This window comes from Shinella sp. 1A1 (assembly GCF_055379515.1).
The window spans coordinates 215,249-237,732 of the sequence record NZ_AP039672.1 but is presented as its reverse complement, the minus strand read 5'-3'; the positions used below and the strand labels follow the sequence as shown (position 1 = coordinate 237,732).

At 62.2% G+C, this 22,484-nt stretch carries 20 protein-coding genes; 4 read left to right on the top strand and 16 right to left on the bottom strand.

Going from position 1 to position 22,484, the window contains the following annotated elements:
• The 6 genes from ACZ48C_RS17920 to ACZ48C_RS17895 form a co-directional block, all read right to left on the bottom strand.
• Entirely contained in the window at positions 1 to 1,497 is a 1,497-nt protein-coding gene (locus ACZ48C_RS17920) for an aldehyde dehydrogenase (RefSeq protein WP_464783513.1), read from the bottom strand.
• 37 nt (positions 1,498 to 1,534) lie between these two features.
• On the bottom strand, positions 1,535 to 3,268 hold the full coding sequence (locus ACZ48C_RS17915) for an ABC transporter permease subunit (protein WP_464783512.1): 1,734 nt from the start codon (positions 3,266 to 3,268) through the stop codon (positions 1,535 to 1,537).
• A complete protein-coding gene (locus ACZ48C_RS17910; protein WP_464783511.1) occupies positions 3,261 to 4,349 on the bottom strand; it encodes an ABC transporter ATP-binding protein in 1,089 nt (362 codons plus the stop codon). The genes ACZ48C_RS17915 and ACZ48C_RS17910 overlap by 8 nt, the downstream gene beginning before the upstream one ends.
• Before the next feature lie 14 nt (positions 4,350 to 4,363).
• Positions 4,364 to 5,443, bottom strand: a complete 1,080-nt coding sequence (locus ACZ48C_RS17905; RefSeq protein ID WP_464783510.1) for an ABC transporter substrate-binding protein — start codon at positions 5,441 to 5,443, stop codon at positions 4,364 to 4,366.
• A gap of 208 nt (positions 5,444 to 5,651) precedes the next feature.
• Positions 5,652 to 7,250, bottom strand: a complete 1,599-nt coding sequence (locus tag ACZ48C_RS17900) for a choline dehydrogenase (protein ID WP_464783509.1) — start codon at positions 7,248 to 7,250, stop codon at positions 5,652 to 5,654.
• Positions 7,251 to 7,274: 24 nt separating this feature from the next.
• Positions 7,275 to 8,738, bottom strand: a complete 1,464-nt coding sequence (locus ACZ48C_RS17895; protein ID WP_464783508.1) for an aldehyde dehydrogenase family protein — start codon at positions 8,736 to 8,738, stop codon at positions 7,275 to 7,277.
• Between the two features lie 307 nt (positions 8,739 to 9,045).
• Here ACZ48C_RS17895 and ACZ48C_RS17890 point away from each other — a divergent pair, with 307 nt between their 5' ends.
• Positions 9,046 to 9,741 carry a GntR family transcriptional regulator gene (locus ACZ48C_RS17890; RefSeq protein ID WP_464783507.1) on the top strand — a complete coding sequence of 232 codons (696 nt, stop codon included), beginning with the start codon at positions 9,046 to 9,048 and terminating at the stop codon, positions 9,739 to 9,741.
• Positions 9,742 to 9,822: 81 nt separating this feature from the next.
• Here ACZ48C_RS17890 and ACZ48C_RS17885 read toward each other — a convergent pair whose 3' ends face one another.
• Positions 9,823 to 10,932 (bottom strand): mandelate racemase/muconate lactonizing enzyme family protein, encoded by a 1,110-nt coding sequence (locus ACZ48C_RS17885; protein ID WP_464783506.1) that lies wholly within the window; start codon positions 10,930 to 10,932, stop codon positions 9,823 to 9,825.
• A 252-nt stretch (positions 10,933 to 11,184) separates the two neighbouring features.
• On the opposite strand from ACZ48C_RS17885, the gene ACZ48C_RS17880 reads away from it, so the two are divergent.
• The 3 genes from ACZ48C_RS17880 (at position 11,185) to ACZ48C_RS17870 (ending at position 13,107) form a co-directional block, all read left to right on the top strand.
• Entirely contained in the window at positions 11,185 to 11,325 is a 141-nt protein-coding gene (locus ACZ48C_RS17880; RefSeq protein WP_424547871.1) for a hypothetical protein, read from the top strand.
• A gap of 473 nt (positions 11,326 to 11,798) precedes the next feature.
• Positions 11,799 to 12,017, top strand: a complete 219-nt coding sequence (locus ACZ48C_RS17875) for a tautomerase family protein (protein ID WP_464783505.1) — start codon at positions 11,799 to 11,801, stop codon at positions 12,015 to 12,017.
• Between the two features lie 49 nt (positions 12,018 to 12,066).
• Complete coding sequence (locus tag ACZ48C_RS17870; protein WP_424547873.1) at positions 12,067 to 13,107, top strand: proline racemase family protein; 1,041 nt, start codon at positions 12,067 to 12,069, stop codon at positions 13,105 to 13,107.
• A 118-nt stretch (positions 13,108 to 13,225) separates the two neighbouring features.
• Here the strand turns inward: ACZ48C_RS17870 and ACZ48C_RS17865 are convergent, their stop codons facing one another.
• The 9 genes from ACZ48C_RS17865 to ACZ48C_RS17825 all read right to left on the bottom strand — a co-directional run bounded on the left by ACZ48C_RS17865 (position 13,226) and on the right by ACZ48C_RS17825 (position 22,230).
• Entirely contained in the window at positions 13,226 to 14,224 is a 999-nt protein-coding gene (locus tag ACZ48C_RS17865; protein WP_464783504.1) for an ROK family protein, read from the bottom strand.
• Positions 14,225 to 14,361: 137 nt separating this feature from the next.
• Entirely contained in the window at positions 14,362 to 15,165 is an 804-nt protein-coding gene (locus tag ACZ48C_RS17860) for an alpha/beta fold hydrolase (protein WP_464783503.1), read from the bottom strand.
• Positions 15,162 to 16,001, bottom strand: a complete 840-nt coding sequence (locus ACZ48C_RS17855; RefSeq protein WP_464783502.1) for a sugar phosphate isomerase/epimerase family protein — start codon at positions 15,999 to 16,001, stop codon at positions 15,162 to 15,164. The genes ACZ48C_RS17860 and ACZ48C_RS17855 overlap by 4 nt, the downstream gene beginning before the upstream one ends.
• Positions 16,001 to 17,074 (bottom strand): Gfo/Idh/MocA family protein, encoded by a 1,074-nt coding sequence (locus ACZ48C_RS17850; RefSeq protein WP_464783501.1) that lies wholly within the window; start codon positions 17,072 to 17,074, stop codon positions 16,001 to 16,003. Before ACZ48C_RS17850 ends, ACZ48C_RS17855 begins: the two co-directional genes overlap by 1 nt.
• Positions 17,075 to 17,126: 52 nt before the next feature.
• Positions 17,127 to 18,155 (bottom strand): hydroxyacid dehydrogenase, encoded by a 1,029-nt coding sequence (locus ACZ48C_RS17845; protein WP_464783500.1) that lies wholly within the window; start codon positions 18,153 to 18,155, stop codon positions 17,127 to 17,129.
• Positions 18,156 to 18,167: 12 nt separating this feature from the next.
• Positions 18,168 to 19,292, bottom strand: coding sequence for a Gfo/Idh/MocA family protein (locus ACZ48C_RS17840; RefSeq protein ID WP_464783499.1), 1,125 nt, complete (start codon positions 19,290 to 19,292; stop codon positions 18,168 to 18,170).
• Between the two features lie 65 nt (positions 19,293 to 19,357).
• On the bottom strand, positions 19,358 to 20,374 hold the full coding sequence (locus ACZ48C_RS17835; protein ID WP_454633628.1) for a sugar-binding protein: 1,017 nt from the start codon (positions 20,372 to 20,374) through the stop codon (positions 19,358 to 19,360).
• Positions 20,375 to 20,467: 93 nt separating this feature from the next.
• On the bottom strand, positions 20,468 to 21,448 hold the full coding sequence (locus ACZ48C_RS17830) for an ABC transporter permease (protein ID WP_119254976.1): 981 nt from the start codon (positions 21,446 to 21,448) through the stop codon (positions 20,468 to 20,470).
• 38 nt (positions 21,449 to 21,486) lie between these two features.
• On the bottom strand, positions 21,487 to 22,230 hold the full coding sequence (locus ACZ48C_RS17825) for an ATP-binding cassette domain-containing protein (RefSeq protein WP_464783498.1): 744 nt from the start codon (positions 22,228 to 22,230) through the stop codon (positions 21,487 to 21,489).
• Positions 22,231 to 22,484: the final 254 nt, after the last annotated feature.

Here is a 22,484-nt window from a genome sequence, read left to right as displayed (position 1 = left end):
TTACCTGAGCTGCATCCAGATCGTCTTGACCTGGCTGTATTGATCATGCGCGAGCAGGGACTTCTCACGGCCGCCGAAGCCGGACTGCTTGAAGCCGCCGAACGGAACGGCCTGGTCGCCTTCCGAGAAGCAGTTGACGGAAACCGTGCCCGCCCGGATCTTGCGGGAGACCTTGTGGGCGATGTGAAGGTCGTTCGTATAGAGCGACGCCGCCAGACCGTATTTCGTGTCGTTGGCGATCTTCACCGCCTCGTCCACATCCTTGAAGGTGATGGTGGAGAGAACCGGCCCGAAGATTTCCTCCTGAGCGATCTTCATGTCGTTGCGGACATTGTCGAAGATCGTCGGCTCGACGAAGTAGCCGCCCGTTTCCTTGAGGACCTGGTTGCCGCCCAGCACGACGGACGCGCCTTCCCTGCGGCCCGCATCGATATAGCCGAGCACGCGGTCGAGGTGCTTTTCCTCGATCAGTGCGCCCATCTTCGTGTCGGCCGCGAAGGGGTCGCCCACCTTCCAGGTCTTGAAGTGCGCGATGACGGCTTCAAGCAGCCTGTCCTTCATCGCCTCGTGCACCAGAAGACGCGAGCCGGCGCTGCAATTCTCGCCCTGCGAGAACAGGATACCCATGGCGATCTGCTCGACGATCGGATCGAGGTCGTCGACGTCGTCCATGACGATGGCGGGGCTCTTGCCGCCAAGCTCGAGGATCACCCGCTTGAGGTTGGATTCCGCCGCATATTTCAGGAAGTAGCCACCGACTTCCGTCGAACCGGTGAAGCTCAGGCAATCGACGTCGGCATGGCGGCCGATCGCCTGCCCGGCGGTTTCGCCGAAGCCGGGAACGACGTTGATGACGCCTTCGGGAATTCCTGCTTCGGCCGCGAGGCGCGCGAGCTTGAGGGCGGTGAGCGGCGTCTGCTCGGCCGGCTTGATGACGATGGAGTTGCCGCCGGCCAGCACCGGGCCGATCTTCATCGCCGTGATCGCGAGCGGAAAATTCCAGGGAATAACGGCGCCGACGACGCCGATCGGCTCGCGCACCACCATTGATACGATATCCGACGACGTCGGCGAGATCGTATCGTAGATCTTGTCGATCGCTTCGGCATGCCATTGCAGCGTGGCGATCGCATCCGGAATGTCCGCATTATAGGCGTCGAGCACGGGCTTGCCGGTGTCGAGGGATTCCAGCACGGCCAGTTCGGCCTGGTGCTTCTCGACCAGAGCCGCAAGCCTCAACAAGGCGGCCTTCCGGTCGCGCGGCGCCATCCCGCTCCACGACCCGCTTTCAAAAGCGTTGCGGGCCGCCCGGATTGCCCGGTTTGCATCCTCCTTGTCACCCTCGGCGATAGCCGTGATGGCCTTGCCCGTCGCCGGGTTGATGGTCTCGAACGTTTTTCCGCTCGCTGCGGAAACAAACTCGCCGTTGATGAACGCCTTGGTTTCAAACGCGAGCGACTTGGCGATTGCCCCAAAATCAGGAACGGTGGCAGTCATCTGAATTCCTTTCAGTGATTCAACTTTTGTTCGAAGGTCAGCGGGCTTCGACGCCCTTCGGCTCCAGGAAATGCCGCGCAATCAGTGTCAATCCGACGGAGAACACACCGATGCAGACGAAGATCGCGTTCACCGACGGCGTAAATCCAAAGCGCATCTGGTTCCAAACCCAGACAGGTAGCGTGGGCTGGGTCCCGGTGAGGAAGAGCGACACCACGACCTCGTCGACGGACAAAGTAAAGCCGAGTAGTGCACCGCCGATGATTGCGCCGCGCACCAGCGGCAGGATGATGTTCCAGATCGTTCGGCCGTATGTGCCCCCAAGATCGAGGGAGGCTTCCACCAGCGCGGGATCGAGCCGGCGCAAGCGACCCAGCACGGTCAGCATGACGACGGGCATGACGAAGGTCGCATGACCGAGCACGACGCGCGGAATACCGACGGGGATTGCCAGCAACTGGAAAGCCAGCACCAGGGTGATCCCGAGCACGACGCCGGGAATGGCAACCGGAAGGGTCAGAATCCGCTCCATCCAGCGGGCGCCTGCGATCTTTCCGTAAGCGAACAGGATCGCAAAGCCGGTCCCTGCCACAATGGAGATCAGCAATACGCAGAGACCGACATAAAGCGAACGGTTCAGCGCAGCCAGAAGAGCGGCGTTGTTGAGAACTTCCTGATACCACTGCAAAGTAAAGCCTGTGACAGGGAAGACCTGAACCTTGGCCGCGTTGAAGGAGAAGATCGCGATGATGATCAACGGGGCGTACAGGAACAGGTAGGGGAGCAGGAAGAGGGCGAACCCGCCGATCCTGCAAAGCCGCTCACGTCCCGTTTTTGGTTGCCGCCTTACCGGCGACGAATTTCCGCCCTCCCCCACGAGAATGCCCGGCACCTGCATGACCTTGAACAAAATCAGCAGGATCACAGTGACGGCCAGAAGCAGGATGAGCGCCAGCGCCGCACCATAAGGCCAATTGCCGGCGATACCGAACTGAGAGGCAATGACCATCCCCAGCATGGTGCCGTTCAACCCGCCGACCATGGACGGCGTGATGTAGTCGCCCACGGCCATCAGGAAAGACAGGGCGAGACCGATCGCCATGCCCGGCTTGGAGAGAGGCCAGATGACGGTCGAAAACGCGCGAAACCCGTTGGCGCCACAATCGTTGGCGGCTTCGACAAGGCTATGGGGAATACGTTCGATCGCGGAATAGACCGCAATGAAGATGAACGGGATCGACACGTAGACAAAGGTCAGGAACACGGCGAAGGGGTTGTAAAGGAAAGCCGAACTCGGCTCCGAAATCATTCCCGTAGAAATGAGAAACGAGTTCAGCACGCCCTTTTCACCGAGGATCACGCGCCAGGCGAATACACGCATGAGAAGGCTGATCCACAACGGGATGATGACCAGCAGAACCGCGAGGAACTGTCCTTTGCGAAGGACGCGGGCCGCATAGTAGGCCATCGGGTAGGCAATTGCCGAAGCGATCAGCGTGGAAGCAGCGGCCGTCGCCAGCGTGCGCACCAGAAGGAACCAGACCCCGGAGGATTGAAAGGCGCGCGTGAAATTTTCGAGCGTCGGATCGAAAACGATCCCGCCATTGGCGGCTTTGAGGAAGCTCGTTCCGATCAGCAGCACGTTCGGAAGGATCACAAGGATCGCCAGCCAAGCATAAAGAGGTATCTGCGGCAGCAATTTGGAAAAGGACCGGCCGGACCCTGCTTTCGTCAACTGTGTCGTTTCGAACGATGTCGCGATATCAGTCATTGAACACCGCACAGTCGTTCGGATTGAACGAAACGCAGACGTCCTGCCCATGCGAGAGGATTGCATCGCGCCGGGCGGGCGCGAAGGCGATGAACTCCTGATCCTGGCATTTCACCTTGACCTCGCAGGTGTGCCCGAGGAAGAGGACGTCCGAGACCTTGCCCATAAGACGCACCTGATGCGGGGCCGGTTCATCCGGCTTCGTGACCGCAAGGGACTCGAAACGGACCGCCAGATTGATCGGTCCCGACTGCTTCGCAGCGGGCAACGCGAACCGCTCGCCGCAGACGGTCGCGACGGGATCCACATCGGCAGATGCGGCGCCGGCCACATGCGCCTGGACGAGATTCGACTTACCGATGAACTGTGCAACAAAGCGGCTGTTCGGCTCGTAATAGATGGCGTTCGGCGTATCCAGCTGCTGGATCTTTCCGCCGCTGACGATGGCGACCCTGTTCGACATCGAGAGGGCTTCGCCCTGGTCATGGGTCACGTAAACGAAGGTAATGCCGATCTTTCGCTGCAGATCGACCAGAACGTGCTGCATCTGCTGGCGCAGGTTGAGATCGAGCGCCGACAGCGGCTCATCAAGGAGCAGCACCTTCGGCCGGCCTACGAATGCACGCGCCAGCGCCACGCGCTGCCTCTGCCCACCGCTCACCTGATGCGGGAAACGGTCGGCCATCTTTTCCATGGCGACCATTTCGAGCGCCTCGTCCACGCGCTTGCGGATGCTGGCTTTATCCACACCCGCCATTCTCAGCGGATAAGTGACGTTGTCGCGCAGCGACATATGCGGGAACAGGGCGTAGGATTGGAACACGGTATTGATGTCCCGCCGATACGGCGGGACATCGGTCACATCCTGATCTCCAACGAAGATTTGCCCACCATCCGCCTGTTCAAAACCAGCGATCAGGCGCAGGGCGGTCGTTTTGCCAGACCCGCTCGGTCCGAGAATGGAAAAGAACTCGCCGCGATTGATGGTGAATTCAGCGACGTCGAGCGCCGGCGTGGGCGCGCCGGGATAACGCTTGACGACGTTCTTGAACCGGATGATCGGATCGTTGGAGGAGGTCATATTGATACCCTTGCTTAGAGCGTTCCAGCCTTGAAATCGTTCCACATCTGGACGCGCCGATCGATATTCTCGGGGAACATGAACACCGACATCTTCTCCCAGAAGCCGGGCTGGCTCTGGTCGATGATGTTGGTCTTCTTCAGGACATCCTGCGCAACGCCTCCCTTGTTGGCGCCCTCTTCCGTAAGAATGCCGTTGTTGAGCGAAGAGGCGATGAAACGCGACTGCCACGGAATGGTCAGGTTGTCGTTGAGGAACCGGTAGACGGCCGGCCGATTGCCCTTCTCGGAAACGACGGCATTGTCGATCCAGGTCGGCGTCCCCTCCTTGGGGAAGGAATAGTTGAATTTCCGGCCCTTCGCCTGAAGGTTGAAGACGATCGAAATATTCTGGCAATAGCCGAGCGAGGCGTCACCGGCCGCATAAAGGGCTTCGGCATCGTTGAAGCCGCGAGCAATGGTGCGAACCTGCGGCCGCAGAGCTACCAGGGCCTGCCGGCATGCCTCGAATTCGTCGTCGGTGAGATTGTAGGGATCCTTGGCGCCGGCCTTCAACGCGATCATCGGGAAGGTGATGTAGGCGTCGTCGAAGAGGTTGACCTTGCCGGCGAACTGCTCGTCCCAGAGCACATCCCAGCTATCGATGCCGGATTTCACGACGTCCTCATCGTACATGAGGGGCTGCGTGCCCCAATTGTACGGGACACCATAGAGGGCTCCCTCGATGCTGTTGCGCTCCTGATATTTCAGGCCCGCGGAGATATTGGATGCTTCGGGAAGCTGCGCAGCGTCGATCGGGACGATCAGGTTCGCCTGCTTGTAACGCAGAATGGAGCCGGAATCGATGTAGAAGACGTCCGCCTGCACGGCACCGGAGCTCGCCTGGGCAAACATTTCGTCCACGCCCCCGGTTCTGACGACATTGACCTTGATGCCGGTCTTGTCGGTCCATTCCGTGAGCCAGGGGTCCTCGTGGTATGTTTCCCATGTGAAGATCGTGATTTCGTCGGCCGCATAGGCCGAGCGCATCAGCGCCGGTGCAGCGAGAGCCGCGACACCTCCGGCAGACGTCGCAAGAAACTGCCTGCGACCCATTTTCAATTCCGACAAGCTTTTCATTGTTCACCCCATTTATTTTTGATGCGTTTCTGCGACCGGCCCTGTTCGGCCATGTCCTCCAAAATTCGCGACGTAATCGACAAAACCTAGAACGCGAATATTTTATACAATGTACATGATGCAGGCGCAAGCAAAAACGACCGCTGGATTGCGGGCGCGCGATGACGAACAGCTCGCGGCGACGTCACGAGGCTAACGATGCCGCAATCTTTTCCGCGACCATGATCGTCGGCGCGTTCAAGTTGCCGCTTGTCACCCGGGGGATGATGGAAGCGTCCACCACGCGCAGCCTGTCGATACCGTGAACACGCCCCGACTGGTCAACGACGGCCATATCGTCGTTACCCATCTTGCAAGTGCCGCAAGGATGATACTGGGTGCTGACATTCTCACGCAGCCAGCCGGCCATCTGGGCGTTCGACAACCCCTCGAGGTCGGGATCGGTGGCGGAGCCTCGAATACTGTCCCAGGCTCTCTGGCGGACCATGTTCAAAGTTCCACGAACCCCACCGATCAGGTCCGAGACATCTTCCGGATGCTCCAGATAGTTATGCACAATCGAAGGCCGGTCCGCCGGATTGCGCGATACCAGCTTGACCCGGCCGCGACTGCGGGGCCGCATCAGCGCCGTCTGGTAAAGAAAGCCGTCGCTGACATTGGTAGAGCCATGCGTGAAGTCGCCGATCATCGGGATGAATTCGTGCTGGATGTCGCAGTAATCCGCACCCTCATGGCTCTTGTAGAAGGAGCCAACCTCCCAGAAGTTCGTCGCCCCCAATCCGCTCCGCAGGAACAGCCATTGCGCGCCGATCGCCGCCTTTTGCGCAATATTGAAGTTGCCGACCGGAGACACGCCTTTCACCTTGGCATGATAACCAACCGGCACGCAGGGATGATCCTGCAGGTTACGCCCGACGCCCGGAAGGTGGTGCCGGCTTTCGACGCCGGCCTCGGCGAGATCGTCCCTGTCGCCGATCCCCGACAGCATCAGAAGCCGCGGGGATTCGTAAGTGCCGCAGGAGACGATCGTTTCCCGCCCCGCATAAATATCGACTTCGGCACCATTCCTGAGCAGGCGGACGCCGCGGGCTACATTATTATCGAGCAGGATGCGCTGGACACAGGCGCCCGGCATGACGTGGAGATTGCTGCGGCCCCGCGCCATTCTCAGATAAGCCCAATCGCAGCTTGCCCGAATGCCGCGATCGATATTGGCCTGATAGACGTGAACCCCCTCCTGGGAGCCAGCATTATAGTCCGGATTGAGCGCAAGGCCGGCCTGCTGGTTCGCCTCGAGAAACGATTGGAAGATCGGACCCTTCGCCTTGCAAGTCGTGACCCGGATGGGGCCGTCGCCGCCCCGGAAAGCATTGGGCCCCTGGTCGAAGCTCTCCAGCTTCTTGAAATAGGGCAGGCACTTTTCGTACGACCAGTCGGTTAGCCCGTCCTGTTCGGCCCAGCCGTCGAAATCCCGACGGTTGCCTCGAACGAAGACCATTCCGTTGATCGACGAGGAGCCCCCCATCAACCGGCCGCGGACATGGTGAAGCGACCGCTGCTCCAGATGGGGCTCGGGACCGGTATCGTAACTCCAGATGATGCGCTCGTCCGAAAGCGGATAGGCCAATGCGGCCGGCATCCGGATATAGACGGAATTGGTCTTCGGTCCGGCTTCGACGAGCAGGACCGTAACGGACGGATTCTCGGAAAGGCGGAAGGCGAGCGCGCAACCCGCAGAGCCCGCGCCCACGATGATGTAGTCGTATTCCAGAGTCTGTGCCATCGCCGCCTCCCGCCGCATCGCCGATCAGACCGGCAGATACCGGCCGACGGTCCTGGAGTTCTGAATCACCATGGTCTTGAGTACCGTGAACTCGTCGATCGCATAGCGTCCATTCTCGCGGCCGTAGCCGCTTTGCTTGACGCCCCCGATCGGGATTTCGGAGGCGACGTCGAGGAACGTGTTGACCCAGACGATGCCCGACTGAATGGCGCGCCCGACTTCCGTCGCCGTGTCCAGGTTCGATGTCCAGACGCTGGATGCCAGCCCGTAGTCGGTGGCATTTGCGGCCGCGATAACCTCCTGGGTGGTCTTGAAGGGGATCAGCGCCATGACCGGGCCGAAGATCTCGTCGCGAATGACTGCGGACGATGCGGGAAGCTCGGCCACCACGGTGGGCTCGATAAAATAGCCGGGCAGATCGGAGAGGGAGTTGCCGCCGAAGAGGATGTTGCCTTCGGACCGGGCTTGTTTGATGAAACCCGCGACCTTCTCGAAATGCCCTTCGCTGATGAGGGAGCCCATGGTCGTTCCGGCCGAAAGCGGGTCGCCAACCTTCACGGTGGCCAGCTTTTCACGCAGCATATCGACGAAGGCCTGGAAAACGCCCTCCTGCACATAGACACGGCTGCCGCTGCAGCACTCGGCGCCGGAATTGTAGACGAAGCCCTTGATGGCGTTGTCGACCGCCGCATCGAGATTGGCATCGTCAAAGACGATGAAGGGATTCTTTCCACCCAGTTCGACGATGACCTTCTTCATGTTGCCGGCCGCCGCCTGGGCGATCTTCTTGCCGGTGCCGGTCGACCCGGTAAAGGAGACGACACGGATATCGGGATGCTCGGCAAGGCGCTGGCCCACCGGATCGCCTGCGCCGGTCACGACGTTGAACACGCCGTCCGGCAGCCCTGCCTCCTTGAGGATCCGCGCCAGCTCCAGCGTTGTGCCCGACGTCATCTCGCTGGGCTTGACGACGACCGTGCATCCGGCTGCGAGAGCGAAGGGAAGCTTCTGACTGAGGACAACCAGAGGATAGTTCCAGGGCGTGATCAGCGCCACGGGCCCCGCAGGCTCCTTCAGCACCAGCGCGAGCTTGTCGGCGCCGAGATTGGAATGCAGATCTCCATGAATGGCCCGGGCCTGTCCTGCGGCATAGTCCCAGATGTCTCCCGCCCACGGGATTTCTTCCGATGCCTGCGCGAGCGTCTTGCCGGTTTCCTCGCTTTCGATCAGGGCGAGCGCCTCGACATTGTTCTTGAGATGGGCCGACACCGCCCGCAGAACATCCGATCGCGCCGAGGCCGGAAGGCCGGACCAGCGCCCGTCGTTGAAGGCCGCCACAGCCGCCGCGACGGCGGCATCGACGTCTTCGCTCGTCCCGGCCGGCCATCTTGCGGCGCCCTTTCGCGTGGCGGGATTCTCACGCTCGATGAACGCGCCGCCACGAGAGGGTACATGGTTGCCACCGATGAAGTGGAGGTACTCACGCATAATGATCGCCTTCTCTCGGATGTTTGGGATTGGGACCGGCCGCATATCGGCCTCCGCGGCCGCCGGCGGAACCGTCAGACAAGCGGCCTTGCTTCCGCATGGCCAAATTCGTATATTGGATAAAATATGCTGTCAATCCGCTTTCCTGCGCTTTCGCATTCCCGCCCCGCCCCAGCACATGATTGACCGGACGAAATATCGCTGGATTTCCCGCGTGTTGCGGATATTGCAAACAGGGCACGCCATATTGTATAAAATCGACAGGATGGATAAATCGCATCGAACTTCAACGAGGCAACGGACGCGCATGACGACGGTCGGCAAGGGATTAATGCACAAGACCATGGCTGAGGCGGCCGCTTCGGAGATCCGGGAACGAATTCTCGGCGGCGCCTACCCTCCCGGAATGCGGCTGCGCCAGGATGCCCTGGCCGAGGAGTTCGGCATGAGCCGCATTCCGATCCGCGAAGCCCTGCTTTGCCTGGAGAGCGAGGGAATCCTCAATATTCTTCCTCACAGGGGCGCCGTCGTCGTCGAGCTCTCGGTCGAGGAGATCGAGGAACTCTTCAACATGCGCGTGCTGCTCGAACCTTTTCTTTTTCTCCGCTCCGCGCCCCGCTTGACGCCGGGCGATTTCGAACTGCTCGAGAGCAATCTGGAGAAATACTCCGCCTCGATGGATGCCCTGGACGTCGATATGTGGAACGACATCAACACGGAGTTCCACATGACGATCTACAAGCGTGCGCGCAGCCCTCGCGTTCAGGCCACCGTTCAGAATCTCCTGGCCGAATGCGACCGCCATACGCGGATCCAGCTCACCAACATCACCGCTGACCGCAACCGTGCGGTCGAAGAGCATACCAAGATCCTAAAGCTGTGCCGGCAGCGGAAGTTCGAGGAGGGCGCCCAACTCATGCGGGAACACATCGACCACATCCGTCTCGTGCTGTTCGACCTTCTGAAAGATCGCGACGCCGATGCCGGCCGCGCGGCGGAGTGACGGCTGCGTTTAAGCAACGCTTCTCCGCAAGAAAGGAAGGCGGAATAGCGACCCCGCCGCAATGAGCGGGGCCGCAGGCGCTTAGCGCGATCCAACACTGAAGATCGGGGTGCCGAGCCGCTGGGAATCGACCTCGATGCCTAGACCGGGCGCCGTTGGGGCAGACCCGTAGCCGCCGGAAGAGCGGGGCGTGTAATTCGCAAGGTGACCGTCGGTCCAATCGTTGAAGAACGGGGTCATCAGGAGCGATTCAGGGCGGGTGGTGGCTGCGACATGGCTGGTCGCAGCCGTGATGATATCGCCACCCCACATATCCTCGACCGAGACGGCCATGTTGAGATCCTGCAGAAGATCGCGCGCCTTCACGACATTCGTCAGGCCACCGAGCTTGCCGAATTTGAGATTGATGGAAACGGCATTGGCTTCATACTTGGCGCGGAACACTTCGTCATGATTGACGATGGATTCGTCGAGCACGAGCGGCAGGGACGAGCCGCGATGCGCCAGAATGCAGTCGGCGGTCGAACGGCACGGCTGCTCGACGAACACGGGAAGGCCGGCCATTCCTTGAACGGCGAGCTTGGCGGCGGCAAGCGACCAGCCGCCATTCGAATCGGCAACGATGACCGTGTTCGCATCGCCGGCTTCCACACTGGCCCGAACGCGGGCGATGTCGTCGAACGGATTGTTGCCGACCTTCAGCTGGAAGCGGTTGATCCCTGCCGCCCGTCGCGACCGGATGAAGGCGCCCATCTCCTCCGGTGCGGTCAGCGGCACGGCTTCGTATATCGGGAAGCGTTCGTTGATGACGCCGCCGATCAGGCTCGACACGGGGAGGTTCAGGGCCTTGCCCTTGATATCCCAGCAAGCGATGTCGATCGGGCTTTTCGCGAATTCCTGGCCCATCAGGGTGGCGTTCATCACGCGGTTAATCTTCGCGATATTCGTCGGGTCTTGCCCGATCAATGCCTCTCCGAGGTCTTTCAGGGCCGTGCGGATCCCTTCGGGAAAGGTCGGCAGATAAACCTTTCCGAGGGTCGTGATCTCGCCCCATCCTTCGATCCCCTCGTCCGTCCGGATGCGGACGACGGTACCGTCTTCTGTCTGCGCAACGCGGTCGCCCGACATGATATAGGTTCCGTGGGCATAGCCTACCGTGTAGGAATACACGTCGATGCCGATGATTTTCATAACTGATGTCCTTTAGGCCGTTACGCTATCGCATATTGTATAAAATGTTCCTCCTGGCGACGCAATCGCGTTTTTCCCTCCGGCCGTAATGACACAAGGAATTTCCGTCTTTTGCCCATCTTGAGGTGAAAACAATGCGGATCGCCACGGCCGGCCAAGGGGCGGCTGCATAGCAGTCGACCTGATTTTGCACAGCACGCCGCCTAAGAAGTAGGCTATCCACAGCCAACAAACGAGCAAGGATAGTACGTCATGAAACTCTTCAACCCATCCAGCTACTGGTTCAAGAAGAGGTCCACGCAGGCCGAGAACGATGCTCTTAGCGATGGCTTCAAGCAGACGCCCGTCGCCAAGTTCGACCTTTTCTCGCTTGCTGTGCGCTCGATGCGCTAAGCATTGAGCGATAGACAGGATGTCACGGCCCGAAATTTCGGAGGGCCGCGTAGGACTCCCCCCTATTGTTATGGGCACGTCGAAGACGTCGGAAACGTGCCCATAAATCTAGAACCGTTGTTTTGCGGTTGAAGTGGCCTTCCTCACAGGCCCGAATATGCGCTTGCTCAGCGCACAATCTGTAGCAATCAACCCATACCGGCAGTCAATCTCTTATTGCAACCAGAGAGACGTCGCGGGGCGGCACAGTATGCCTGACCAGGGTATGGATGTCGTAGCTACGATCTTACCCGGCCACCTCCAGCACACGCGAAAGACGCCAAGGGCTTCCCTGGGAGTTCAGACCCGCTGTCGCGCCCGGCTCTGCCGAGGTGCCTCCCCGGCCGGCAAGGCGTGAAAATACTTGTTGTATTTTCAGAAATATTGGCATCTTGTCACGTCGTCTGGCCTCAACGAAGCGCAAAGGACCACAGATGCCAATCGTCAGAATCGAGCTGTTCCCCGGACGAAGTCACGAGACCAAAATGGAAATCGCGACTGCGATCACACAGGCGCTCGAGGAAAAGGCAGGGATCAAACCCGATGCCACGACCGTGATCTTCACCGAGATACCGCCGAGCGACTGGGTCGTCGCGGGCAAGCCGTATGCCGCTCCCGCCAACAGCGACAACGGGACAAACAAAAACCTTTGATCACGCGTTTCGGCGCGCATCGTCATTCGAACTATCCGGAGAAATCGAGATGCGGTCTCGTCTTTCAATCAACGTTGTGGGCTGCCATGCCGAGGGGGAAATCGGCGACGTCATCGTCGGGGGCGTGCTGCCTCCGGCGGGTCAGACGATGATGGAAAAGATGGTCACCATGGAGCGTGATCACGATCATATCCGGCAGCTTTTGATCTGCGAGCCCCGTGGATCTGTCGCGCGCCACGTCAATCTTCTCGTGCCCGCAGTCAATCCGGAATGCGTGGCCGGCGCCATCATCATGGAGCCGACGGAATATGTGCCCATGTCGGGCTCGAACACGATCTGCATCGCGACCGTGCTTCTGGAGACCGGCATGGTGCCGATGGTTGAGCCGGTGACACGTTTCAAGCTCGACATGCCGGGCGGCATCATCGAAGTCGCCGCAGAATGCGAGGGCGGCAAATGCCGCTCCATCACCTTCCGCAATGCGCCTGCCTTCGCAGCGGTCCTCGACGGAGCGCTCGAGGTCGAAGGGTATGGCACGATCTCGCTGGACATTGCCTATGGCGGGATGTTCTTCGGTATCGTCGATGCCAAGGCGCTCGGCTTCGAAGTCAAACCGGACGAAGCCCGGGACCTTGCCGTTCTCGGGGAGAAAATCCGCAAGGCCGCGCGCGAGCAGTTCGATGTCGTCCATCCCGATTTTCCGAATGTTCGCGGCGTTTCCATCGTTCAATTCGCCATGCCGTTCGAGGGAAGCGGAAAGGTCACGCGAAACACCTGCATCGTCGCGCCGGGCCGTTCGGATCGCTCGCCGACGGGAACGGGAACCTCTGCCCGCATGGCGGTCCTGCACGCCCGCGGCCTGATGGGAGCCGGAGATACGCTCATCCACTCATCGATCATCGGGTCGCGCTTCATCGGGAAAATTCTCGAGGTGAACACGACCGGCGACCGCGTCACCATCACCCCGCAGATCACCGGGCGTGCCTGGATCACGGGACAGCACACCTACATGGTCGATGCCGAAGATCCGTGGCAAAGCGGGTATATGCTTTCCGACACATGGGGCGTTACCCCGACGCTCAAGCAGTAGGCGATAGTTCATCAGCCGAGGCCCGGACCGCCTCTCGACCGAACCGCGCCTGCTGGCAGGAAACGCGTGTTCGGTCGAGCTGGCGCGCTCAAACGGCAAGCACTTGAGAGATTAATCTTCAAGGCATATCGCTGAATTCCGAACATGCCGGCCGACGTAATGTATTCGATGCGCGCTGCCGGATAATGGCGAGATCGGCCACCCCGACGAGGCCGGCATCGTCGCCAAGGCTTGCAGGTACGACCGGCACTTCCCGAAACGGAGCCATGGCATCGCGGCGGATGCGCGCACGAATGCCTGGTTCGAGCAAATCGAAAGCGGCCGACACGCCACCGCCCATGACGATCATCTGCGGGCTGTAGAGATGCAGCAGGCTGGCAAAGCCTGAGCCGAGCCAATCAGCCTCTTCAGCGACGAGGGCGAGGCAGGCGGCATCGCCTGCCCGCGCACCCTCCACCGCGTGGCGGCCTTCGAGCGTCTCGTGCTCGGCCATCCTGCCAAGGTAGGAGGCGGGGTTTCCGCTTGCCGCCGCGCGGACCCGCTTGCCGAAGGCCGTACCGGCGGCAACCGCTTCGAAGCAACCGACACGCCCGCACGAGCAGACGGGCCCTTCCGCAACCAGCGTGAAATGCCCGACATGGCCGCCCATGCCCCGCGCCCCGTGCATCAGCCGGCCGTCGACAACGACACCGCCGCCGATGCCCGTGCTGACCGTGACATAGACCATGTGGTCCAGCCCGCGCGCAGCCCCGTATTGCCATTCGCCGAAGGCGGCCGCGATGCCATCGTTCTCGACGATGGCGGGAAGGCCGAAAAGCTCCGACAGGCGGTCGCGCAGAGGGAACTGCTCCCAGCCGGGAAGGGTCGGAATATGGTCGATAACGCCGCTCACGGTATCGAGCGGCCCGGGGGCGCACATGCCGACCGCCCGGACTGGGGCGCTGCCCGCCGCCCGCGACACCTCCGCGACCAGCGCCTTGAATTGCCGCATCACCTCTTCCGGACCGCTGATATCCGTGCGCGCCGCCATGCGCACCAGAACCTTTCCTGCGCGAACCAGCGCGGCGCGGACCTGCGTGCCGCCGAGATCGAGGCCGATGGCGAAATCGTCAGTCATGCGCGACCTCGTATCGTCCCGCCGGTTGCGGATGGATCCAGCCACTCCCATCGCAGGCGAGCGACCTCATGGCACTCGTCTCAGCCATCAGCCGGTGCCCGGGCAAGGTTTCGAGCCAATCGAAAGGCGACCGCATCTCAGAGCTCCTTGAGGAAAGCCGACAGGGCCGCGCGGAAATCGGCGCGATAGGCGTCGGCATCGTCCGCCTTCGGCGTGATCTCCACCAGCCGCGCGCCCGGGATCATCCCGGCAAGCGACCGGGCATGACCAAGCGGATGAACGAGGTCGCGCCCGTGGCCGATCACGAGCGTCGGCACGGCAATAGCAGAGACCTCCACCTCGGTGACGTCGGGGCCGTCCATCGAGATTGCCCGGAGCAGCGCTGCGGTAACGTCGATCGGTTCGCGCGTGAAGAAGCCGCGGATCGAGGCAAGATTGTCCGGCGCATCCCGTTCCAGCTCTTTCGCCAAGGGCAAGGCCTCATACTGCCTGCGCGCCTCCTGCGGCCGATAGCGGTCGAGAAGTTCACCGGCAATGCGGTTCGGCGCCATGTTTTCCGGATTGGCGGCACAAATCCAGGCGGGCCGCGCGATCACAAGCGCCCGAACCCGTTCGGGCCGGCGGACGGCAAGCCGCAGCGCGATCGCCGCCCCCATCGAGATTCCACCCACCACGGCTCGTCCGGCACCTTGCGCCGCAAGATAGCCGGCAATGTCGTCGGCGAAGGTGGCGATCGAAAAGGCCGCCTTGGGACCCGCATCCGAGGCACCGTGGCCGCGGCATTCGACGGTGATGCGCCTGAAGCCGGCAGCGGCCGGAAAGACCTGGCCCGGCTGGGCCTGATCCCCGCAAAGGCCATGCTGGAAGACGAAGGGTAGGCCCTCGCCTTCCTCGTAGACCGCGAGGCTCGCGCCTTCGACGGGATGGCGGATCGGCTTCATGCGTTGCGGCCCTCCGGGGCGATGAGGGGCGCAAGGAAGGCGGCGACGCCCGGCGCTTCTGCCGCCGCAAGCCCGTGAGTGATCATGTCGCCGTCGAAGCCTGCCCGCTTCAGCGAGGCCACGTAGCGCGGATAATCGATGACGCCCCTGCCCGCGGTGGCGAAGGAGCTGTCGGCGTTGCGATCCTTGGCGTGCGCGATGGCGATCCGGTCTTTCAGCAGGTCGATAGCCGCGTCGATGATGCGGCCGCGCGCTTCGGCGTCCTCGTTCTCGAAGAGATTGGCCGGATCCAGCACGATGCGGATGCGCTCGCTCTCCATCGTTTCGATCAGCCGCCGCGCCTTCGCGGCGGAGTTGATGACATTGGCGAGCTCCGGCTCGACGCCGATGAAGATATCGTGCCGTTCCGCGATGGCGAGCAGATGGCCGAACTCGGCGATCATGTCCTGCCAGGCCTCGGCCCCCTGGTTGTCTGGATGGTCGCGCCACTGGTCGGCGGCATCCCGGCTTCCCGTGCAGACGGTCAGAAGGGTCGAACCGGCCGCATGCGCCGCTGCGGCAATCGCCGCAAAGCTGCGCCGGCCGGCTTCCCGCACGGCGATATCCGGGTGGATCATGTTGTAGGTTGCGGAGATCGCCGCGATGGCGACACCGGTTCGTTCCGATGCCTCACGGATCGCCGCGACGGCAGCGTCCGGGATCGCCTGCGGCAAGGCCCCAAGGCCTGAGCAGGCGAAATTGTACTGCACCGATGCGTAGCCGGCATCGCGCGCGGCGGCGAGCACGACATCCGGCGTCGTGCCTGCGAAGGTCTTGGCGAAGATACCGGCGCGCATCATACGCTCCCATGCGCGTCGGCGAGCTTGACCGGCGCCTTTGCGCGAACCGACTGCATCACCGCCGCCATGCCGCGCACCGAGGCGATGCCGTCCTCGATGCCCGCGCCGGTCAGCGGCCCGCCATCGAGAATCGTATCCGCAAAGCCCTCCAGCTGGCGCCGGTAGAAGTGGCCGTCCGCACCCAGAACGCGGCTGGTCGCCCCGGTCTTTTCGCTGAAGATGTCCACCTCGCTGCTCTTGAACAGCCAGGGATTGTAGGTCTTGCCGAGAATGCTGCCGTACTCGCCGTAGATCTGGAAGCCTTCGTGCCAGTCCATGCGCACGGCAACCGTCAGATCCAGATGGCCCATGGTGCCGTTTTCGAACTCGACATCGATGAACCAGGAATATGCGCCGAACCGCTGGCGCAGCCGCGCATCGACGGCGAGGATGGGACCGGCAAAATAGCGGGCGGTATCCAGCAGGTGGCTGCCATGGGCGAGCATGAAATACTGCTCGAGGTCGGCCTTCGGATTTCGCGACGGCTTCTTCGCGTTGGCGCTGCGGATCATGTAGGGCTGCACCGCGTCAGTGACGGCATAGCGATGGGTGGAATCGCAATACCAGGCCTTCAGCGCGAGCATCTCGCCCATTTCCGTGTCGATGAAGCTCTTGGCGCTCTGGAGGCCGGCGTCGTAGCGCTTCATATGTCCGACCTGGAAAACCTTGCCACTCTTCTCGACGACGGGCCGCAGGCCTTCGACCTCCTCGACGGTCATGCCGAGCGGCTTTTCGCAGAGCACATGCTTGCCGGCCTCGAGCGCGCGGGCTGCTGCGGCGACGTGGAAGGCGTCCGCCGTCGCGATGATGACGGCATCGACATCCGGATCGGCCAGCATCGCATCGTAGTCGGAGAAAGCCTTTTTCGGCGCATGGGTCGTGGCCATGCGGGCGCGCAGGTCGTCCGCGACGTCGCAGATGGCGTAAAGCTCGGCATTGCGCGCTTTCACGGCGCTTTCGAAATGACCGGCCTGCGAGATCGGCCCGCAACCGAGAATCCCGACCTTCAGCAGCGGCTTGCCCTCATTCATCTCATTGTCCTTTCCATGGTGGACGGCGCTTTCAAGGCCGGTCCGGTATTCTTCAGCTCTTCGACACAGGCATGCTGCGGAAGCGCATGGCGGTCTCCGGCTGCGCCACCTTGCAGACGGCGGGCGGAAGACCGCGGGCGATCAGTTCAATATCGGCGGTGATCGACGCGCCCATGGCGTTCAGCGTCGATTCCATGGCGCCGGCCTGATGGGGCGAAAGGATGATGTTCGGCGTCCCGCGCACCGGATCGTCGGCCGCGACCGGTTCGACGGGAAAGACGTCGGTCGCGACCCGGATCCGGCCGGAAGCGGCCGCCTCCAGCATGTCCGGAAAATTGACGACCGCTGCGCGGCTCAGAAGCAGCAGGCACGCCCCCTCTTTCATCGTTTCGAACGCATGCTTGTCGAGGAAACCGGCATTGTCGGACGTCACGCCAGCGAGCACGAAGACGAAATCGCTCTCGGCAAGCACGGTCTCCAGCGCCACCGGCCGGCATCCGGCCTGCTCGATCAGGAGGGCCGGCACCCACGGATCGTAGACGTCGATGGTCGAGGTGAACGGTTTCAGCAAGGGCAGCAGCGCGCGGGCAAGATCGCCGAAGCCGATCAGCCCGACCCGGGCACGCATCAAAGGCAGCGCCGTGCGGTTGGCCGCAAATCCGTACTCTTCCCTGCCCTCTCGCATCAGCCGGTCGGCCTCGGTAATGCCGCGGCCGAGGTCGATCGCCATGGCCAGCCCGATTTCGGCGACCGGTTCGGCAAAGACATGGCTCGCCGACAGCACGCGGATGCCATGCTCGAAGCAATGGCGGTAGTCGATATTGGGCAGGAAATTTCCCTCGCTGTTGACAAAGGCCTTGAGGTTTCGGCACCGCGCCAGCCGCTCGGCCGGCATGTCGAAAATGCCCATCGCGATATCGGCCGGCGCAACGTGTCGTTCGAAATCCTCATCCGTCAGCACATCGCCCTCGTGGATGACGACGTCGCCAAGCGCACGGAGCCGCGCAAGATGGGCGTCCGTGAAGACATCTTCCACGAGGCGCGGATGTGCCATGATGAAGATACGGAAAGGTGTGGTCATGAACGGTTCCCTTCAGATGTCTGTCCAGCGGCCGTCTTCAGCGCCCGAGCGAAGGGCGGCATCGACAAAACGCAAGCCGCGCACGCCATCGCGAATGCCGGGCAGCAGCAGGGCGTCCGCCGCCGGAGCGCGGCCGTCGCGACGCGCGTCGATCTGGTCGGCCATGTCGAGATAGAGCCGCGCCAGCGCCTCGATGAACCCCTGGGGATGTCCGGGCGGCATCGTTCCCTTGAAGGCCGTTCCGTGCGAGGCCCGGTCGATCACCATGCGCCGGCCGCCGAGCGGCGCGAATGACAACCGGTTCGCCGCCTCGACCGTCCAGCCGAGCGAGCCCTTGTCGCCATGCACATCGATCCTGAGCCCATTGGTCTCGCCGATCGCCACCTGGCTTGCCCAGAGCAGTCCCTTGGCGCCGCCGTCAAAGCGCAGTTTTGCCGTGACGTTGTCATCGACGCGGCGGCCGGCAACGAAGGTATCGACTTCGGCCGAAAGGGCTGTCACCGAAAGGCCCGTGACAAATTCCGCAAGATGGAAGGCGTGGGTGCCGATGTCGCCGAGACTGCCGGCGCCGCTTCTTGCCGGATCGGTGCGCCATTCGGCCTGCTTGTTGCCGGTCGCCTCGGTAGCCGTGGCCAGCCATTCCTGCGGAAAGACGACGCGGACCATGCGCACCGTGCCGATTTCCCCGGCCGCCACCATGGCGCGCGCTTCACGCACCATGTCGAAGCCGGCATTGGTGTAGGCGACACCGAAAAGAGAGGCGCTGTTCGCCGCCGCCGTCCGGAGTGCGAGCGCCTCATCCAGCGTGGCGGTCAGCGGCTTGTCGCAGAGAATGTTGATGCCGGCATCGAGGAAGGCGCGGCAGGCGGGCGCATGCAGGTGGTTCGGCGTCACCACGGCGACGAGATCGATGCCGCCGTCGGTCGCTTCGCGCTTCGCCATCGTCTCGAAATCGTCATAGCAGCGTTCCGGGGCGAGACCGAGATCGTGCCCGCTTTCCCGCGCGCGAACCGGATCGCTCGAAAGGGCGCCCGCGACCATCGAAAAGCGTCCCGTCATCGCGGCGGCGGCACGGTGTGCGGCGCCGAAGAACGCACCATTCCCACCGCCGACCATACCCAGTTTCAGCGTTCTCATATCCCTGTCCTGTCTGGAATGGGATGGGCCGACGTTTTCCGCCGGCCCACCCCTCTGGCGACGTGTTACTTGGCGGCCACCTTGCCGCAGGTGGTCAGCGCATCGGCCGGGGTGCAGGTCTCGGTGCCGGTCTGGATGAACGGCTCGAGCTTTTCGCCCTTGGTCAGCTTGTCGAGGGCCATGATCGTCTCGTAGCCCATGTCATAGGGACGCTGGCCGATATTGTAGTGGCTGAGGCCCTCGGCGAGCAGCGGAAGCTGCGGGCCGAAATTGTCGCCGAAGACCACGACGAGATCCTTCTTGTCGAGGCGTTCCTTCAGCGGCTCCATCGCCTGCTTATAGGCCTGCGGCGCATACTGCGCCCAGCCGCCGACGGCGACGAAAGCGGAGAGGTCCGGATGGTTGGTCATGACGTCGCGAACCTGCTGGGCGGCGAGCGCGATGTCGTCATTGTTGTAGACCGGGCATCCGGCCGGCTCGGTCCAGCCGTTCTGGCCGGTGAGTGTTTCGACCGGCTGGTCCTTCGAGGCACCGGCGAGCGTGTCGCGGATGCCCTGGACACGGGCTTTCAGGTTTTCAGAGGCCGGCGCGCCGGACTGGATGCAGACCGTGCCGCCTTCCTTCTTGTTCTCCAGCACCTTCTTGGCGAGCTCCACGCCGAAAGAGTAGTTGTCCGTGCCGATATAGGTGGCGCGCAGCCCTGCGTCTTCGGGCAGCACGTCGGTGTCGAAGGTGACGACCGGGATGCCCTTGTCGTTCGCCATCTTGAGGATGCGCGCCATCGCCTTCGGGTTGCCGGCGGAAATGCCGAGCCCGTCGACGCCGCGGGTGATCATGTCCTGCGCAAGCTGGACCTGCTTGGCTTCGTCATATTCCGTCGGGCCGATATAGGTGCAGGTGACGTCGCCGAGCTTTTTGGCAGCGTCCTTGCAGCCGGCGTCGATCGGCGGGCTGAAGGCGTTGTTGAGCACCTTGAAGACCAGCGCGAATTCCCGGTCCGCGGCATTGGCCGTCGAGGCAAAGGCGCAAAGCGCGATCGCCGCGGACGACAGGGTAAATTTCAGGCTTCCTGACAGCGACATGGTATCTCCTCCTTGGTTCGCTGTTAAAGACGTTTCGTTTCACGGCGCAGCGGCACTCCTCCCCCGCGCCCTGACCTTATGCGGGCGCGGCCGTCAGCGGCGCAGCGACCGGATGCGTTCGAGGAGCACCGCGGCGAGGATGAAGCCGCCGACGAACGTGCCCTGCCAGAACGGATTGACGCCGGCTATCAGCAGCGCGTTGCGGATCACCTCGATCAGGATCGAGCCGATCGCGGCACCAAGCGCCGTGCCGAAACCACCGGTCAGGGACGCGCCGCCGATGACCGTCGAGGCGATGGTCTGCAATTCGTAGCCCGTGCCGATGGCGTTCGTGACGGCGCCGAGCCAGCCGACGAGGAAGATCGCGCTGACGGCGGCCATCAGGCCACTGAAGGCATAGGCCGAGACCTTGATGGCATCGACCGAGATGCCCGCGAGACGCGCAGCGCTCTCGTTGCCGCCGATAGCGAAGATGTAGCGGCCCCAGCGCGTCATGGTCAGAAGGCAATGCAGCACGATGACGAAGACCACGAGCGCATAGACGACATTGGGAACGCCGAGCGTGTAGCCGCCGCCGAGCGCCAGGATCGATTCCGTCGCCGTGCCGAACTCGTAAAACACCTGATTGTCGCTGATGACGAGCGCAAGGCTGCGCCCGATCGACAGGGTCGCCAGTGTCACGATAAACGGTGGCAGCTTGGCGAACGTGATGACGGCGCCGTTGAGCCCGCCGAAGACGAGGCCGACGGCAAGCGTCCCGGCGATGCCGACCGGCAAGGGCGCGCCGGCATTCAGCAGGACGCCGAGCGTCACGCCGCTGAGCCCGAGGATCGAGCCGACGGAAATGTCGATCCCGCCGCTGATCAGCACCGGTGTCATGCCGAGCGCCATCAGGCCGATGAAGCAGGCATTCTGCAGCACGTTCAAGAGGTTGCCGGACGTGGCGAACTTGCCGGAGATCATCGAGACGGCAAGGCCAAGTACGACAATGGCAATCGCGATCCACATTTCCTGCGTGAGCATCAGCCGGCGCAGAAGCGATCGGTCATGGCGCTTCAGGAGGTCGATGTTCATGTCGGGGACGTCTTGCTGGGACATGGTTTCCTCCCCTCTCAGGCGGCGTGGATGGCGCCGGTGATGAGGCCGGTGACCTCCTCCGGGCTGGACTGGTTTATCGGCTTGTCGGCGACCTTGCGGCCGCGCCGCATGACCACGACACGATCGCAGACGTCGAAGACATCGGGCATGCGGTGGCTGATAAGGATAACCGAGAGGCCCTGCTCCTTCATCCGCCGGATCAGCGCCAGCACCTCGGCCACCTGCCGCACGCTGATGGCCGCGGTCGGCTCGTCCATCAGCACCAGCTTGGAGTTGGAAAGGCGCGTGCGGGCGATCGCCACGGCCTGCCGCTGGCCGCCGGACATGCGATCGACGAGATCGGCCGGCCGCGTCTCGGATTTCAGCTCGCGGAAGATTTCGGCGGACCGCGTGTTCATCAGCCTCTTGTCGAGCACCCGGAACGGTCCGACCTGCCGCATCGGCTCGCGGCCGAGGAAGACATTGGCTGCGGCCGTCAGGTTGTTGCAGAGCGCGAGATCCTGGTAGACGACCTCGATGCCGTGCCGGCGGGCATCGGCCGGGCCGGAGAAACTGACATCCTGGTCCTCGAAGACGTAGCGGCCGGAGGTCGGCTGGAAGTTTCCGGCGATGGTTTTCACCAGCGTCGACTTGCCCGCGCCGTTGTCACCCATCAAGCCGAGCACTTCGCCACGGTTGATATCGATCGACACGCCGTCGAGCGCGCGGATGGCGCCAAATTCCATGACAATGTTTTCGAGACTGGCAAGCTTGCTCATCCAACCTCCTCCCTGAGCCTGGATAAATATCTTTCTTAAAGTAAGAAATAGAACGCATTTACCTTTGTCAACGAGGAATGTTTTTGCGCTCCCGCGGGCGAATTGCGTCAATAAGGCTGACATAATGGACTCAAGGCCCGATTTTCGTGAATTTTTCTCGTGGACGGCAAATCGTGGGCCGTGAATTTGCCCGAAACAAAATGACATTTTTTTATAAAAGTAATAAACGCAATGACTCCAGACATCGCATGCGG